The sequence below is a fragment of the Pseudomonas fragi genome (genome assembly GCF_900105835.1).
Lineage (GTDB): Bacteria > Pseudomonadota > Gammaproteobacteria > Pseudomonadales > Pseudomonadaceae > Aquipseudomonas > Aquipseudomonas fragi.
Genome location: NZ_LT629783.1, coordinates 4,747,773 through 4,764,322, shown reverse-complemented (window position 1 = coordinate 4,764,322; position 16,550 = coordinate 4,747,773). Strand labels below are relative to the sequence as shown.

At 60.1% G+C, this 16,550-nt stretch carries 14 protein-coding genes; 5 read left to right on the top strand and 9 right to left on the bottom strand.

Features of this window, described 5'->3' with window-relative positions:
• Positions 1 to 5: 5 nt before the first annotated feature.
• Both fadB and BLU25_RS21985 read right to left on the bottom strand, forming a co-directional pair.
• Complete coding sequence (gene fadB / locus BLU25_RS21995) at positions 6 to 2,153, bottom strand: fatty acid oxidation complex subunit alpha FadB (RefSeq protein WP_016780046.1); 2,148 nt, start codon at positions 2,151 to 2,153, stop codon at positions 6 to 8.
• Positions 2,154 to 2,559: 406 nt separating this feature from the next.
• Positions 2,560 to 2,997, bottom strand: a complete 438-nt coding sequence (locus BLU25_RS21985) for a hypothetical protein (protein WP_029611308.1) — start codon at positions 2,995 to 2,997, stop codon at positions 2,560 to 2,562.
• A 103-nt stretch (positions 2,998 to 3,100) separates the two neighbouring features.
• Here BLU25_RS21985 and BLU25_RS21980 point away from each other — a divergent pair, with 103 nt between their 5' ends.
• The gene (locus BLU25_RS21980; RefSeq protein ID WP_016780044.1) at positions 3,101 to 3,541 is read left to right on the top strand and encodes a universal stress protein; all 441 of its coding nucleotides are present in this window, start codon (positions 3,101 to 3,103) and stop codon (positions 3,539 to 3,541) included.
• Positions 3,542 to 3,617: 76 nt separating this feature from the next.
• Here the strand turns inward: BLU25_RS21980 and BLU25_RS21975 are convergent, their stop codons facing one another.
• Positions 3,618 to 5,534, bottom strand: a complete 1,917-nt coding sequence (locus BLU25_RS21975; protein WP_016780043.1) for an ATP-binding cassette domain-containing protein — start codon at positions 5,532 to 5,534, stop codon at positions 3,618 to 3,620.
• 215 nt (positions 5,535 to 5,749) lie between these two features.
• Between BLU25_RS21975 and BLU25_RS21970 the strand changes: the two genes are divergently transcribed.
• Positions 5,750 to 7,678 (top strand): transglycosylase SLT domain-containing protein, encoded by a 1,929-nt coding sequence (locus BLU25_RS21970; protein WP_083369827.1) that lies wholly within the window; start codon positions 5,750 to 5,752, stop codon positions 7,676 to 7,678.
• 117 nt (positions 7,679 to 7,795) lie between these two features.
• On the opposite strand, the gene BLU25_RS21965 is transcribed toward BLU25_RS21970, so the two are convergent.
• From BLU25_RS21965 to yegS, 3 genes are all read right to left on the bottom strand, one after another.
• Entirely contained in the window at positions 7,796 to 8,602 is an 807-nt protein-coding gene (locus BLU25_RS21965; protein WP_016780042.1) for an MOSC domain-containing protein, read from the bottom strand.
• A 70-nt stretch (positions 8,603 to 8,672) separates the two neighbouring features.
• A complete protein-coding gene (locus BLU25_RS21960) occupies positions 8,673 to 9,608 on the bottom strand; it encodes a chemotaxis protein CheV (RefSeq protein WP_016780041.1) in 936 nt (311 codons plus the stop codon).
• 95 nt (positions 9,609 to 9,703) lie between these two features.
• On the bottom strand, positions 9,704 to 10,597 hold the full coding sequence (gene yegS / locus BLU25_RS21955) for a lipid kinase YegS (protein WP_016780040.1): 894 nt from the start codon (positions 10,595 to 10,597) through the stop codon (positions 9,704 to 9,706).
• Positions 10,598 to 10,755: 158 nt separating this feature from the next.
• On the opposite strand from yegS, the gene BLU25_RS21950 reads away from it, so the two are divergent.
• A complete protein-coding gene (locus tag BLU25_RS21950; protein WP_016780039.1) occupies positions 10,756 to 12,198 on the top strand; it encodes a mannose-1-phosphate guanylyltransferase/mannose-6-phosphate isomerase in 1,443 nt (480 codons plus the stop codon).
• Between the two features lie 111 nt (positions 12,199 to 12,309).
• Here BLU25_RS21950 and BLU25_RS21945 read toward each other — a convergent pair whose 3' ends face one another.
• Both BLU25_RS21945 and moaB read right to left on the bottom strand, forming a co-directional pair.
• The gene (locus BLU25_RS21945) at positions 12,310 to 13,536 is read right to left on the bottom strand and encodes a molybdopterin molybdotransferase MoeA (RefSeq protein WP_139803919.1); all 1,227 of its coding nucleotides are present in this window, start codon (positions 13,534 to 13,536) and stop codon (positions 12,310 to 12,312) included.
• On the bottom strand, positions 13,520 to 14,059 hold the full coding sequence (gene moaB, locus BLU25_RS21940; RefSeq protein WP_016780037.1) for a molybdenum cofactor biosynthesis protein B: 540 nt from the start codon (positions 14,057 to 14,059) through the stop codon (positions 13,520 to 13,522). Before moaB ends, BLU25_RS21945 begins: the two co-directional genes overlap by 17 nt.
• Before the next feature lie 78 nt (positions 14,060 to 14,137).
• Between moaB and mobA the strand changes: the two genes are divergently transcribed.
• Positions 14,138 to 14,707: a molybdenum cofactor guanylyltransferase MobA gene (gene mobA, locus BLU25_RS21935; protein WP_016780036.1), complete on the top strand. Its 570-nt coding sequence runs from the start codon at positions 14,138 to 14,140 to the stop codon at positions 14,705 to 14,707.
• Positions 14,708 to 14,811: 104 nt separating this feature from the next.
• Complete coding sequence (locus BLU25_RS21930; RefSeq protein ID WP_016780035.1) at positions 14,812 to 15,033, top strand: YgdI/YgdR family lipoprotein; 222 nt, start codon at positions 14,812 to 14,814, stop codon at positions 15,031 to 15,033.
• Positions 15,034 to 15,167: 134 nt separating this feature from the next.
• Here BLU25_RS21930 and BLU25_RS21925 read toward each other — a convergent pair whose 3' ends face one another.
• Positions 15,168 to 16,454 carry an OmpP1/FadL family transporter gene (locus tag BLU25_RS21925; RefSeq protein WP_016780034.1) on the bottom strand — a complete coding sequence of 429 codons (1,287 nt, stop codon included), beginning with the start codon at positions 16,452 to 16,454 and terminating at the stop codon, positions 15,168 to 15,170.
• Positions 16,455 to 16,550: the final 96 nt, after the last annotated feature.

Here is a 16,550-nt window from a genome sequence, read left to right as displayed (position 1 = left end):
GGCGCTTAACCGAAGAAGCTCTGGCCGTTCTTGGCCATCTCACGCAGCTTCGCAGTCGGGTGGTACAGCGCGCCCAGTTCAGCGTACTGATCGGCCAGGGCGACGAACTCTGCAACACCGATCGAATCGATGTAGCGCAGCGCGCCACCACGGAACAGCGGGAAGCCAATGCCGTAGACCAGGCCCATATCGGCCTCGGCTGCAGTTTCAACGATACCGTCTTCCAGGCAACGCACGGTTTCCAGGCACAGCGGGATCATCATCCAGTTGATGATGTCTTCGTCGGTCACGTCGCGCTGCTCGTAAACGATTGGTTTGAGCACTTCAAGCACGCTCGAATCAACCAGTTTCTTCTGCTTGCCCTTTTTGTCAGCCTCGTAGGCGTAGAAGCCCTTGCCGTTCTTCTGACCCAGGCGCTTGGCCTCGTACAGCGCATCGATCGCCGAGCGGCGGTCGTCTTTCATGCGGTCCGGGAAGCCTTCAGCCATCACGTCGCGACCGTGGTGGCCAGTGTCGATACCGACCACGTCCATCAGGTACGCCGGGCCCATCGGCCAGCCGAATTTTTCCATCACTTTGTCGATACGCACAAAGTCGACACCGGCGCTGACCAGCTTGGCGAAACCGCCGAAGTACGGGAACAGTACGCGGTTGACCAGGAAGCCCGGGCAGTCGTTGACCACGATCGGGTTCTTGCCCATTTTCTTGGCGTAAGCAACGGTGGTGGCCACGGCCAGGTCGCTGGACTTCTCGCCACGGATCACTTCAACCAGCGGCATCATGTGTACCGGGTTGAAGAAGTGCATGCCGACGAAGTTTTCCGGACGCTTGAGGGCCTTGGCCAGCAGGCTGATGGAAATGGTCGAGGTGTTGGAAGCGAGGATGGCGTCTTCGCGAACGTGGTTTTCCACTTCCGCCAATACGGCCTGCTTGACCTTCGGGTTCTCGACAACCGCTTCGACCACCAGGTCGACGTTGCCGAAATCGCCGTAGGACAGAGTAGGACGAATGCCGTTCAGCACTTCAGCCATTTTTGCCGGGGTCATGCGACCTTTATCAACGCGACCTACCAGCAGCTTGGCGGCTTCAGCCAGGCCCTGCTCGATACCGTGCTCGTTGATGTCCTTCATCAGGATCGGCGTGCCTTTGGACGCCGACTGATAGGCAATGCCGCCGCCCATGATGCCTGCACCCAGAACGGCCGCCTGCTTCACGTCCTTGGCGATCTTGTCGTAGACCTTGGCCTTTTTCTTCAGTTCCTGATCGTTCAGGAACAGGCCGATCAGGCAGTTCGAGGCGCTGGTTTTGGCCAGTTTGGCAAAACCAGCAGCTTCCACTTCCAGTGCCTTGTCACGACCGAAGTTCGCGGCTTTCTGGATGGTCTTGATCGCTTCAACCGGGGCCGGGTAGTTCGGGCCGGCCTGGCCAGCCACGAAACCTTTGGCGGTTTCGAAAGCCATCATTTGTTCGATAGCGTTGAGCTTGAGTTTTTCCAGCTTCGGCTGACGCTTGGCCTTGTAGTCCAGTTCGCCACTGATGGCGCGCTTGATCAGGTCCAGGGCAGCTGCGCCCAGCTTGTCAGCAGTGACCACAGCATCAACGGCGCTGACTTTCAGAGCGTCTTCTGCGCGGTTTTCCTTGCCGGAGGCAATCCACTCAACCGCGTTATCAACACCGATCAGGCGTGGCAGACGTACGGTGCCGCCAAAGCCCGGGTAGATGCCCAGTTTGACTTCCGGCAGACCGATCTTGGCGCTGTCGGCCATGACCCGGAAGTCGGCTGCCAGGCACATTTCCAGGCCTCCGCCCAACGCGATGCCATTGATGGCTGCGACGGTGGGTACATTGAGGTCTTCAAAATCGCTGAAGATCTTGTTGGCTTCGAGGTTGCCAGCAATCAGCTCGGCATCCGGCAACTTGAAGTTTTCGACGAATTCGGTGATGTCGGCGCCGACGATAAATACGTCTTTACCGCTGGAAACGATGACACCCTTGACCGAAGCGTCGGCCTTGATCGCATCTACCGCCTGACGCAATTCGTTCAGGGTTAGACGGTTGAATTTGTTGACGGACTCACCCTTGAGGTCGAACTTCAGTTCGACGATGCCACTTTCAAGAGCCGTAACCGTGATGGCTTTACCTTCGTAAATCATCAACTGATCTCCAGGATATGGAAGCTGAACAGTACACGTCAGAAGCTAGCGTCTGGCTGTCACTGACCTTTGCGTCAATGCTGTTGCCAATCCGCCAGGCACACCCGCCAACGCGATAATCGGGATTGAACAAGCATCGTCTTAGATGACAAACACTCAATTCATACGCCCGTTTGATTTGGGTGTCGACACCTTCACGGAAAAGCGATCGATTGTCAATTGTCCAAAACAATGATGACAAAACGACCCGGCAGTCAGTTTAGACACCTGCCGTATGAGCGCCCGAAACCTTTGAGGCGCCTTGCAGGCGAAAAGTGTGGGAGCGGGCTTGCCCGCGATTCAGACGACGCGATTTGTCTGCCACACCCCGCCGACTCCATCGCGAGCAAGCCCGCTCCCACAAGGGTCAAGCCAGGGCCATGAGCACCTCGTCAATGGCCTTGAGTACCTGGGCCTCGCCCCGCTCGCCCCAGACCAGCACGATCATTTGTTTATCCGCCTCAACCTTGTAGACATTGGCCGGCAGCTTGCGAAACTGCGCCAGCAGGCGCTCGTCCTCGCATTCTTCCTGCCAGCGATTGAGCCATTTCCCAGGTGCCGATTGCCAATAGCACCAAATATCAGGCTTAGTACTGCGGCGCGGGCGGTGGTACTGCGCGCAGGAACCGGGGGGTTGCGGCTCAAGCCAGTGCGGCCACTCCTGGGGCGCCAGCTGCATGGACAAACCCATGCGCCGCGCCTCCATGCGCAGGTCCATGCGACCACTTTGCCCCCGGGAGGGACGTAACCACGCCAGGGGGCTCAGAACCAGTGCCAGGATTGACACCACTATCCATACCGTCATATCTGTACTCTCATTACTTGATAAACGCGTGACCCAGACTTGAACCAAGGCTCTGGAAAAGGGCCATACTCATAATTAATCGCCATCTACAGGAGCACCCCACATGCCCTACGAACATATCCTGGTCGCCGTAGACCTGACCGACGAATGCGACCCCGTGATCAACCGCGCCAGTGAAAGCGCCAAGGCCAACGGCGCCAAATTGTCGCTGATACACATCGTCGAACCGATGGCGATGGCGTTCGGCGGCGACGTGCCGATGGATCTTTCGCAATTGCAGCAGCAACAGTTCGACCAGGCCAAAGAGCGCCTTGAGCGGCTGATCGCCAAGTACCCGCAACTGCACAAGGACTACTGCCACCTCAACTACGGCCAGCCGCGCCAGGAAATCCATGCCCTGGCCAAGGCGCAAAACTGCGACCTGATCGTGGTTGGCAGCCACGGCCGCCACGGCCTCGCCCTGCTGCTGGGTTCCACCGCCAACGACGTACTGCATGGCGCACCGTGCGACGTGCTGGCCGTCAGCCTGAAAAAACCTGATTAAGTTTATCTGCATGTAACAACAAAAAAGCCCGGCACCTTGTTAAAGGGCCGGGCTTTTCAGTTCAGCACGCGATCAATCAGGCATCCAGCTCAGCCCAACGCTCGACCAGTTGCTCAAGCTCGGCTTGCAATGTTTCAAGCTTGGCAATCACTTCAGCGGTTTTGGCCGCAGGCAGTTGATAGAAACCAGCGTCAGCCATTTCTGCTTCAACCGCAGCAATGGCCTGTTCCTTGGCGTCGATATCGGCCGGCAGGGCTTCCAACTCACGCTGCAGTTTGTAGCTGAGTTTCTTTTTCGCTGCAGGAGCAGGCTGTGCAGCCACAGGCGCCGGGGCAGCCTCGACCACCGCAGAGTTCAGGTCGGCTTTGCCGGACTTGCTCTCGGTCACGCCCAGCAGGCGCGGCGAGCCGCCCTGACGCAGCCAGTCCTGATAACCGCCCACGTACTCGCGAACCTTGCCTTCGCCCTGGAAAACCAGAGTGCTGGTCACCACGTTGTCGAGGAATGCCCGGTCGTGACTGACCATCAACACGGTGCCCTTGAAGGTCAGCAACACCTCTTCAAGCAGCTCCAGGGTTTCAACGTCCAGGTCGTTGGTTGGCTCATCGAGCACCAGCAGGTTGGCCGGTTTGCTGAACAGCTTGGCCAGCAACAGACGCGCACGCTCACCACCCGACAGTGCCTTGACCGGCGTACGGGCACGCTGAGGGCTGAACAGGAAGTCGCCCAGGTAGCTGAGCACGTGGCGGCTCTGGCCGTCGATATCGATAAAGTCGCGGCCTTCAGCCACGTTGTCGATCACGGTTTTTTCCAGATCCAGCTGATGGCGCAGCTGATCGAAGTAAGCCACGTCAATGCGCGTGCCCTCTTCAACCGTACCTTCGGTTGGCACCAGGCCGCCCAGCATCAGCTTAAGCAGCGTGGTTTTACCGGTACCGTTGGCACCCAGCAGACCGATACGGTCGCCGCGCTGCAGGACCATCGAGAAGTCCTTGAGCAGGAACGGACCACCCGGGTGAGCGAAGCTGACGTTTTCCAGCACCATCACTTGCTTGCCGGACTTGTCTGCCGTATCCAGCTGGATATTCGCCTTGCCGGTACGCTCGCGACGCTCGCTGCGCTCTACGCGCAGTTCTTTCAAGGCGCGTACACGGCCTTCGTTACGGGTACGACGGGCCTTGATGCCCTGGCGGATCCACACTTCTTCCTGGGCCAGGCGCTTGTCAAACAGCGCGTTGGCGGTTTCTTCCGCGGCCAGGGTGGCTTCCTTGTGAACCAGGAAGCTGGCGTAGTCGCCGTTCCAGTCGATCAGGCCGCCACGGTCCAGCTCCAGAATCCGGGTGGCCAGGTTCTGCAGGAATGAACGGTCGTGGGTAATAAACAGAACCGCGCCCTGGAAGTCCTTGAGGGCCTCTTCCAGCCACGCGATTGCGCCGATGTCCAGGTGGTTGGTCGGTTCGTCGAGCAGCAGCAAGTCCGGTTCGGAAACCAGTGCTTGGGCCAGCAGGACGCGTCGACGCCAGCCGCCGGACAATTCGGCGAGGGTTTTGTCGGCCGGCAACTGCAGACGGCTCAGGGTGCTGTCTACCAGTTGCTGCAAGCGCCAGCCATCACGGGCTTCGAGGTCTTGCTGAACGTGCATCAGCTTGTCCAGGTCAGCATCGGTGACGATGTTCTGGCTCAGGTGATGGTACTGGGCCAGCAGTTCGCCAACACCGTCCAGGCCTTCGGCCACAACGTCGAATACGGTCCGCTCGTCGGCTACCGGCAACTCTTGCGGCAATTCGCCAATCTTGAGGCCGGGCGCGCGCCAAACAGAGCCGTCATCGGGTTTTTGATCACCTTTGACCAGCTTCATCATGCTGGACTTGCCGGTACCGTTGCGGCCGATGATGCACACCCGCTCTCCACGGGCGATCTGCCAGGACACCTTGTCCAACAACGGCATAGAGCCGAAAGCAAGGGACACATCGCTGAATTTGAGCAGGGTCATGAGCTTCTCCAAAAACTGGGCGCGCATTCTACCTGATTTAACCCCTCGGGCGGCCGGGTATTTCGTGTACGGTGCCGACTTGCCTTCATTTAGTGCCAAGTTGCTGCGCTTGGCCGGCAAGACGTTCACGCGTCGCTGGCAAAAGGCTAAGCTACGAAATAATCAGCGCAGGCCCGGTCTGCGCTCGTCGCGTTTTTTATCAGTACGGAAGCCTCATGCGCAGTCGTCTCTTCAACTTTTTATCCTGCCTGCTTCTCACCAGTTGCGCCGTGCAAGCCGCCCACGGCGCAGACCTGACTCAACAACGCCAACTGTACGACCAGGCCAAGCGCGCCCTGGCCAAAGGCGATTCCGGCCCATATTTCCAGAATGCTGCAGCCCTGCGCAGCTACCCGCTCACGCCGTACCTGGCCTATGACGAGCTGACCGCTCGCCTGAAGTCGGCCAGCAACACTGAAATTGAACAGTTTTTGGCCGAGCACGGCGACCTGCCCCAAGCCAACTGGATGAAACTGCGCTGGTTGCGTTGGCTGGCAGACCGTGGCGACTGGGCCACTTTCGAAAAATACTACGACCCCAAGCTCAATTTCACCGAGCTGGACTGCCTCAATGGCCAATATGAGCTGCAACACAACCGCAAGGCCGAGGGTTATGCCAGCGCAGAAAAACTGTGGATGGTCGGCAAAGCGCAACCTGTCGCCTGCGACGCCCTGTTCAGCCAGTGGGCCGCCGCCGGCCAGCTGACCGAGCAAAAGCGCTGGCAGCGGGTCAAGCTGGCTGCTGAAGCACGCAATTACGCCCTGGCCACACAACTGGCCAATGGCCTCAATACCCTGGGCCCGCAAGCCCGGCTGATGATCGAGGTGGCGCAAAAGCCCGATATGCTCAGCCAGCCATCACGCTTTGCCCCGGCCAGCGAAGCCATGTCTGACGCCGTAGGCCTGGGCCTGCGCCGCCTGGCGCGCCAGGACCCGGAAAAAGCCGCATCCCTGCTCGACACCTACGCCACCAACATGCACTTTTCCCGCGATGAAAAAGTCGCCATCGCCCGGGAAATCGGCCTGACGTTCGCCCGCCGCTACGACAGTCGCGGCCTGGCCATCATGACCCAGTACGATCCCGAGCTGCGCGACAACACCGTCACCGAATGGCGCCTGCGCCTGTTGCTGCGCCTGGGCCGCTGGGAAGACGCTTATCAGCTGACCCGCAAGCTGCCCCAGGACCTGGCAACCACCAGCCGCTGGCGCTACTGGCAGGCGCGCAGCCTGGAGCTGGCCGAGCCGAAAAACCCGCAAGCCCAGGTACTGTTCAAAAAAGTCGCCAACGAGCGTGATTTCTATGGCTTCCTCGCCGCCGACCGGGCCCAGACGCCTTACCAACTGAACAACCGGCCGCTGGTGCTGAGCCCGCAACTGATCAAGAAAGTACGCAATACGCCGGGGGTACAGCGCGCCCTGGAGTTCCATGATCGCGGCCAGGTGGTCGATGGACGCCGCGAGTGGTACTACGTCAGCCGTTTGTTCAGCCGCGATGAAATGGTCGCCCAGGCCAAGCTGGCCTACGACCTGAAGTGGTATTTCCCGGCTATTCGCACCATCAGTCAGGCCCAGTACTGGGATGACCTGGACATTCGCTTCCCGATGGCCCACCGCGACACCCTGGTGCGTGAAGCCAAACTGCGCGGCCTGCATTCCAGCTGGGTATTCGCTATTACCCGTCAGGAAAGCGCCTTTATGGATGATGCCCGCTCCGGCGTTGGCGCCAGCGGCCTGATGCAGTTGATGCCAGCCACGGCCAAAGAGACCGCACGAAAATTCAGCATTCCGCTGGCCTCACCGCAGCAAGTGTTGAACCCCGACAAAAACATTCAGTTGGGCGCAGCCTATCTGAGCCAGGTGCATGGCCAGTTCAATGGCAACCGGGTGCTGGCTTCGGCGGCTTACAACGCCGGGCCGGGGCGCGTACGCCAATGGCTCAAGGGCGCCAACCACCTGGGCTTCGACGTATGGATCGAGAGCATCCCGTTCGACGAAACCCGCCAATACGTGCAGAACGTGCTGTCTTATTCGGTGATCTACGGGCAGAAGCTCAATGCACCACAGCCTGTGGTGGATTGGCATGAACGCTATTTTGATGATCAGTGACAGCTGAAGATGCCTGCTCCCTGTGGGAGCTGGCTTGCCTGCGATAGCATTGACGCGGTTTGCCTGCCAGACCCCGTTGCCCACATCGCGAGCAAGCCCGCTCCCACAGAGACGGTATTACTCCAGGATGGTTACCGGCATACCGACTTCCAGTACGCCGTTACCATCATTCACCAGGTTCTGACCAAACATGGTGCCGTTTTCCTGCTTGCGATAGGTCATCAGCGTCGCCAGCGGTTCCCGCTGTTCATCACGCACCCCCGTTTGCGGATCGACTGTGGTGAGGATGCAGCGCGAGCAGGACTTGACCACACGAAACTCCACGTCGCCAATGCGGATACGCTTCCAGCCGTCTTCGGCAAAGGCTTCGCTGCCTTCGATCACCAGGTTGGGACGAAAGCGCAGCATATCCAGAGGTCGCCCGACCTTATGCGAAATGTCATCCAGAGAAGCCTGACCAATCAGCAAAAGCGGGTAACCATCGGCGAACGCCACTTGGTCATCGTCCCGACCGTAGCCCGCTTCAGTGGTGCGCGCCCTGGGGAGTGGCACATGCACCAGGCGCACCGGTTTTTCGACAAAGCGGCTCAGCCAGTCGGCAGCGGCATCGCCTGCATCCGGCACACGCAGGGAGTCACGCCAGATCGTTACGCCACGCAAGTCTGTGTCGGCATCAGGCACTGCCACATCCAGTGCCTCGAAGCCTTGGGCGCTCAAGGTCAAGCCACCGGTGGCATTCCACAAGGCCGACAACTGGCTCATTTTGGGGTCGGCACGCTGGGTCAGAAAACGCCCGCTGGCTTCGTCCACCAACATCCAGCGGCGATCACCTTCCAGCCCCAGCTTGTCCAGCCGGGCCTGGGGCAGGCTTTCACCCTTGCCGGACTTGAGTGGGAAACGATAAAGCGCACTTAGATGCAGCATGACTCTGGCTCCCTGCGAGGTAAAAAAGCCACAGTATACGAGCCGATCACGGATGCAAAGATGGGAGACCTCAGGCAGGTACCTGGTCGAGTATCAAACGCTGACGTACGACATCCACCAGCTTGTCCGGCTGAAACTTGGACAGGAAATTGTCGCAACCGACCTTTTTCACCATTGATTCGTTGAAGCTGCCGGACAACGAGGTGTGCAGCACCACATACAGGCTGCGCAGGCGCGGGTCATTGCGGATCTCCGTGGTCAACCGGTAGCCGTCCATTTCCGGCATTTCAGCATCAGTGAAGATCATCAGCAGCTTGTCGGTCATGACCTGACCGGTATCGGCCCAAGCCTTGAGCATGTTCAGCGCCTTGAGGCCATCGCTGGCGATGTGCATCTTGATCCCCAGTTGGGAAAGGGTTTCGCGCAGTTGTGCCAGGGCCACGCTGGAGTCGTCGACCAGCAGCACTTCCCGCCCGCGCACTTGCTCAAAGATCGGGTCGGCCAGCTTCTCGCGCGAGACCTTGGCGTTGTACGGCACAATTTCAGCCAGGACTTTTTCCACGTCGATGATCTCCACCAGTTGTTCTTCAACCTTGCTGATGGCGGTCAGGTAATGGCTGCGCCCGGCACTGGCAGGTGGCGGCAGGATGGCCTCCCAGTTCATGTTGACGATGCGATCGACCCCGCCCACCAGAAAGGCCTGCACCGAGCGGTTGTACTCGGTGACGATAATGGTGCTGTCAGGCCCAGGCACCAGCGCACGCATGCCGATGGCCTGGGACAGGTCGATCACCGGCAGGGTCTTGCCGCGCAGGTTAACCACGCCACACACATGGGGATGGCGGTGTGGCATAAGGGTCAGTTTGGGCAACTGCAGGACTTCTTGCACCTTGAACACGTTGATCGCAAACAGCTGCCGACCGGCCAGGCGAAACATAAGAAGTTCCAGTCGGTTTTCACCGACCAGCTGGGTGCGCTGGTCTACCGTGTCGAGAATGCCGGCCATAAGTAACTCCTGAGCGTAGGTGCTTGATGCCTGACCTTATCGGCCGGTTTTCCCGGAGCTTGATATCGGTTAGCCATCAATTAACCCGCCCGCGATTACTGGCCCAGCAAAGGCGAGCCCGGCGGCAAGTGAACCTTCAGTGCGCCCTTGCGCACGGCAAAGCGCACGGCATCGCCGGCAAGGGGTTCGCCATCGAGGTTGATTGCCAGCCCTTCGGCAGTCTTGATTTCAACCCAGGGCAACCGCGCGCGGACAAACAGGTTATCCAGCCCCCAGCCTTCGGCCATCAGGCTTTTGAGGGTGCCGACGATTTCCTGGGGCGCAGGCAAAATACTGATATCCAGCAAACCATCATCCACCAGCGCCTCGGGGCACAGCACTTGCCCGCCCCCGGCCTGGCGACCGTTGCCGATGCCCAGCGCCAGCAGTTCGCCTTTCCAGTGGAAGTCCGGCCCCTGCAATTCGGCGTAGGCGGCGTGCAGTTCGCTGAAGCGGGACAATCCGGTAAACAGGTAAGCCGCGCCGCCCAGTACCTTCTTCAGGTCTTCGGAGGTATTGGCGGTGACCTGGCTGCCAAAACCGCCCGTGGCCATATTCAAAAACAACTTGCCGTCAGCTTCACCCAGGTCGATGGCCCGGGCTGGCGCATCCAGCAGGGCCAGGGCCGGGCCGGGTTCAAGGGGAACCCCCGCGGCCCGCGCAAAGTCATTGGCGGTGCCCAGCGGCAACAAGACCAGGCTGGCCTCGGTATCGGCCATGGCCATCGCCTCGCAAATATCGCGCAAGGTGCCATCACCACCGCCGGCAATCAGTTGGCTGTAACCGCCCTCCAGGGCCTCGCGCACCAGGCGCTGGGCATCGCCGGCCTCCCAGGTCAGGCGCACCGCCAGTTCCCGGCCCGCCGCACGCTGTTGCTCGACGGCGGCGCGCACGTCTTCGTTAAGCGCCTGCTTGCCGTGCAAAATCAAAAACGCCTTGCCTGCACTCATGTTCCATCCCTCAACATAATCGGTCTGACTGCTTGGACAACAGCCAGGCCAGAAAGACCCATGCACGGATGATTTAACCTTCACGGGTCGATCAAAACCGCAGAACCCGTCAGACTTCAGCCCCTGACAGCAGTCCCATGATTCTAGAGGCGTTTTCCATGAGCACACTGGTCCCCTGCATCATCGCCGGTGGCGCGGGTACCCGGCTGTGGCCCGTGTCGCGCGAGGCCATGCCCAAGCCCTTCATGCGCCTGCCCGACGGCCAGAGCCTGCTGCAAAAGACCTTTACCCGCGCCGCGAACCTGCCTGATGTGGCGCAATTGCTGACCGTGACCAACCGGGAGGTATTTTTTCGCACGCTGGATGATTACCGTGCACTGAACACTGCCGCCATCGAACTGGGCTTTATCCTCGAACCCTTTGGCCGCAACACCGCCCCGGCGATTGCCGCAGCTGCCTTGCAGGTGGCGCAGCGCTACGGCGGCGATGCGCAGCTGCTGGTGCTGCCCGCCGACCACCTGATCACCGATATTGCCGCCTTCGCTCAGGCCGTCGACAGCGCCCGGCAACTGGCCGAACAGGGTTGGCTGGTGACCTTCGGCATCCTGCCAACCCGAGCCGAAACCGGTTTTGGCTACATCGAAAAAGGCCCGGCACTTAACACTGACAGCTTTAAAGTGGCGCAATTTGTAGAAAAGCCTGACGCCCTGACGGCCCAAGGCTACCTGGACGGTGGCATGCATCTGTGGAACAGCGGCATGTTCTGCATGCGCGCCGACAGTGTGCTGCGAGAACTCAAGGCCCATGCGCCCCAGGTGCTGGATGCGGTGAGTCACTGCCTGGAGCACAGTCAGATATTTGAGGGCCAGCAACAACGTCATCTCGAACTGGATAGCGCAAGCTTCGCCCGGGTGCCTGATATCTCCATCGACTACGCCGTGATGGAGCGCTCGCAACACGTGGCCGTGGTGCCTTGCCAACTGGGCTGGAGTGATATCGGCTCATGGCAGGCGGTGCGCGAACTGACCCGGGCTGACGAGAATGGCAACCAGTGTACGGGCGAAAACGTACTGCACGATGTGCATAACTGCTACATCGATTCGCCAAAACGCCTTGTGGGCGCAGTCGGACTCAACGACCTGATCATTATCGACACGCCGGATGCACTGCTTGTGGCAGACGCCCGGCGCAGCCAGGACGTCAGGCACATCGCCCAAGCGCTCAAGCGCCAGGGCCACGATGCCTACCGCCTGCACCGCACCGTCACCCGCCCGTGGGGCACTTACACCGTGCTGGAGGAAGGCCCCGGGTTCAAGATCAAGCGCATCGTGGTCAAGCCCGGGGCCGCGCTGTCTCTGCAGGTACACCAGCGGCGCAGCGAGCACTGGATCGTGGTCAGCGGCGCTGCACAGGTCACCAATGGCGACCGTGATTTGCGGCTCGACACCAACGAATCGACCTTTATCCAGCCCGGCACTCCCCACCGGCTGGGCAACACCGGGGAAGCCGAGCTGGTCATGATCGAAGTGCAAAGCGGCGAGTATGTGGGCGAGGACGACATCGTGCGCCTGACTGATATCTATGGGCGCGTGCCGGTTTGAGTTCATTGTGGTGGGAGCGGGCTTGCTCGCGATGGGATCACCGCGATTGACCTGAAAGAGCGGGTCGCCTGCATCGCAGGCAAGCCAGCTCCCACAGATGGAGCAACAGTGCTAACCCAGCACTTCACTCAAAGGAATAAACCCCACCAGGTCGCCTTCAACCAGGGTGCGCTCTTCCAGCACTTCCACCAGCCCTTCGGCCCAGGCCGCGCTGCGCAGCACGCCCGAACTCTGGTTTTTGTAGATCACCGCCCGCCCCAGCTCCAGGCGCCCGCGCAAGTACTCGCGACGATTGCCCGGCTTGGGCCAGACAAATCCCGCAGGCACCTGGAACTTCAGCGGCGCCACCGCCTGCACGCCCTGACGGCGCAGCAGGTAAGGCCGCGCCAGCAGCGCGAACGTCACCAGGGTCGACGCCGGGTTACCCGGCAAGCCGATCACCGGCACACCGCGAAAGTGCCCGCAGGTCAGCGGCTTGCCCGGCTTGATGGCGAGTTTCCATAGCGCCAGCTCGCCTTCTTCGCGCAGCGCGATGCCCAAAAAGTCTGCCTCGCCCACCGACACGCCGCCCGTGGACAAAATCAGGTCAACCGCCCCCAATTCCCCCAGTCGCTGCCGGGTTGCCGGCAGATCATCAGGCAAAATCCCCCCATCGACCACCTCACAGCCCATCCGCGTCAGCCAGCTGCACAACACGACACGGTTGCTGTTGTAGATTTGCCCCGGCCCCAGTGGTTGTCCGGGTTCGATCAACTCATCGCCGGTCGACAATACCGCCACCTTGATCCGCCGAACCACCTGCAGTTCGGCACAGCCCAAGGACGCAGCCAGCCCTTGCTCAATCGGCCCCAGGCGCGTGCCCGCAGGCAAGACGACCTCACCAACGGTGGTTTCCTGCCCTTGAGGACGAATATTTTGACCTGCGTGCAGGGGGTGGCTAAACACCACACGCCCGTCGGCCTGCACCTCGGCGTTTTCCTGCATTTCTACGCAGTCCGCCCCGGCAGGGACGGGGGCGCCGGTAAAAATCCTGGCACAGGTACCCGGTGCCAGCGGCTCGGGGGCCGTGCCAGCGAAAATACGCTGGCTGACCGTTAACGGCTCCCCCGACCAATCGGCCCTGTTCAGTGCATAGCCGTCCATTGCGCTGTTGGGCCAGGGCGGCAGATCAAGGCTGGAAACCAGATCATGGGCCAGTACACGGCCATCACTTGCGCCCACCAGCACCGATTCGCTGTCAAGGATCGGCGCTGCGTCAGCCAGGGCCAGCAGACGCTCCAGGGCCTCTTCAACCGGCATCAGCGCGCCACTGCGGCCCGGCTTACCCACGGCTGTCACAGGCCGCTGCCTGCTTCAAATGGGCGACGAAGTTGCACGGGCGATGGCGGGAGTCCAGTTGCTCGGCCAAAATCCCGTCCCAACCGGTGCGTACCGCGTTGGTCGAACCCGGCAGGCAGCACACCAGCGTACCGTTGGCCAGGCCGGCCAGGGCACGGGACTGAACGGTCGAGGTACCAATATCAGCCACTGATATCTGGCGGAACAGTTCACCAAAGCCATCCACCTGCTTGTCCAGCAGGCAGCTCACCGCTTCAGGTGTGCTGTCGCGTGCGGTAAAGCCGGTGCCGCCGGTAATCAGCACCACTTGCACCGTATCGTCGGCGATCCAGTTGGCAACCTGGGCGCGGATTTTATACAGGTCATCCTTGAGCAACACCCGTGCCGCCAAGGTGTGCCCGGCATCACGCAGACGGTCGACAAAGACCTGGCCCGAAGTATCCGTTTCCAGGGTTCGGGTATCACTGACGGTAAGAACGGCGATATTCAGAGGTACGAAAGGTGCATCAACCTTGGCTTTCATAGACGAGGTCCAGTTGTCGGAGAAACAGCCCGGTGTTATATCACAGCGCTTCTTTTGCCTGGTTGCACGGAGTGCCTCATGAGCCTGATTCAATGCTCCATCTTGTTGCTGGCGGGCGGCCGCGGCCAGCGCATGGGCGGGCAGGACAAGGGCCTGGTGACCTGGCAGGGCCAGCCGCTGATAGCCTATGCGCAGCGCGTTGCCCGCCCGCTGACCGATGACCTGATCATTTCCTGTAATCGCAACCCCGATCAGTACGCCCGCTTCGCCGATCAACTGGTCAGTGATGGCAATGATGACTTTGCCGGGCCGCTGGCGGGGATCCGCGCAGGGCTGGCTGCGGCCCGCCATGCACACCTGCTGGTGTTGCCCTGCGACGTGCCCAATATTGACCGCGACCTGCTCCTCGCCCTGCTGGGCACCGCCGCCGAACACCCTGAGCGACCGCTGATGGTGCGCCACGGCGAGCACTGGGAGCCCTTGCTATGTGTTATCCCCTGCGCCTTGCAGGGGGCCTTCGACACCGCCTGGCAGGCCGGCGAACGCAGCCCGCGCAAGATCATGCTCCAGCTCAATGCACAGGCCTGGCAATGCGCCGAGAATGACGTGCGACTGACCAATTTCAATACGGCGGATTTGCTGAAATAATCCGCGCCAGTGCCTGCCCGGGACTAGCAATGGAACTTGCAGCCGATGTATACGTCTCAGGGACAGTAATCATTAACAGTACATTCACTAGTTGGAGATACACCATGACTCACCGGACTCTCGCCGCCCTGATGCTCGCTGCTGGCATGGCCGCCCTTGCCGGCTGCTCCTCGCCTTCGGTGATCACACTCAACGACGGTCGCGAAATCCAGACTGTTGACGCGCCTAAATACGATGACAACTCAGGTTTCTACCAGTTCAAGCAACTGGACGGTAAAGAAACCCGCATCAACAAAGACCAGATTCGTACCGTTAAAGAGCTGTAATACCGCTCTCTGGCCTTAAAACAAAACCCGCCTTGTGCGGGTTTTGTTGTTTCAGGATGCGATAACGCTTGTAGCGCGATGGCAACGGCGTCAAGACGCTGCTGCCTGCGAACCGACCCGGTAAACACACGCGATCAAAAACGGTACGTCACCGAACCACCAAAGCCGTTGGCGCTGTTTTCATACTTGGCATCGTAGGTCAAACCCAATGCTGGCTGGTTATCACGGACTTTGATCGGCTCCTCCTTAAGATAGGAGTAGGCAACGTCCAGGGTCAGGTTATCGACCGGCGTCCACCCGGCACCCAGGCTGAAGACCGTACGGTCCCCTGTAGGAATACGAACCGAACGATCCGTATTGTTGGTGGGCGTTTCGTCCACCGAGAAGCCGGTGCGTAAAACCAGTTGCTGGTTAACCCGGTACGACGCGCCGATCGCGTGCGACCAGGTGTCATGCCAGTGCTGTTCTTCGGTAATGGCATTCAGGCCGGCCAGCGCGACAGCAGCGTCAGACACCCCCGCGTTGTTGACCGTGATTTTCTTCAGCTGGCTCCAGCGCGTGTAGGTACTGCCCGCGTATAGCGTCCAGTCATCGTTGAGCTGGTGGGTGACGGAGAAATCCACCGACGACGGCGTGGTGATATTCAGCTTGGCGTCATAACGCTGCGGCCCACCATCCACCAGATCGGTAAGAAAACCCGAGGCGCTGGTGTCACCACTGAGGTGATAAACCACTTGCGAGTGGTAGGTCACGCCAAGGCGAGTGCTGGCCAGCGCCTGCACCAACAGGCCGGCGTTGAAACCGGTGGCCGTGTCGTCACCCTTGATCTTGACGTTTTCCGTACCCAGGCCAAACGCCGGCACTTTAGAACCCAGCTCGCCGCTGATACGGTTGAACGTCGGACCGAAACCTGCCGAAACCTTGTCGTTGAACGCATAGCTGACCGTCGGCTGGACCGTGATGACTTGAACCTTGCTTTTATTGCCAAAGCCGTTGCCCTGGAAGCTGTGTTCATAGTCGGTGACCAGACCAAACGGGGCATAAACGCCCAGGCCGAACGCCCAGTGTTCGTCGATCGGGGTCACCAGGTAGCCAAACGGCACGCCAATCCCGGGCACCATGTCGCCCTTGTTGGTGCCCGGGTTATCGGCACCCAACTGTGTAGAACTGGCGTCCTTGATAGTGGATTTGGCATCGAGGTAGGTGGCGCCGAAGCTGACTTCGTTGTGCTTGAGCCGGGCCATGCCGGCGGGGTTGCCATACACCGTGCTGGCATCGTCGGCAGAAGAGGACCGGCCGGCAAAACCGGTACCCATACTGCTGACACTTTGTTCGTTGAGAGCAAAACCACCGGCAAACAGTTGCGTGGAAACAAAGGTAACGGACAGCGCCAGCGTGCTTTTGAGCAGTTTTTTATTCATTATTAGGACTCGAATTATTGGACAGCGCCAAGAAAGCTATCAATGTTCGAGCCAGCTGTTTATGAAGAGTTTTTCACCTTCGATCTTGTCCGACGT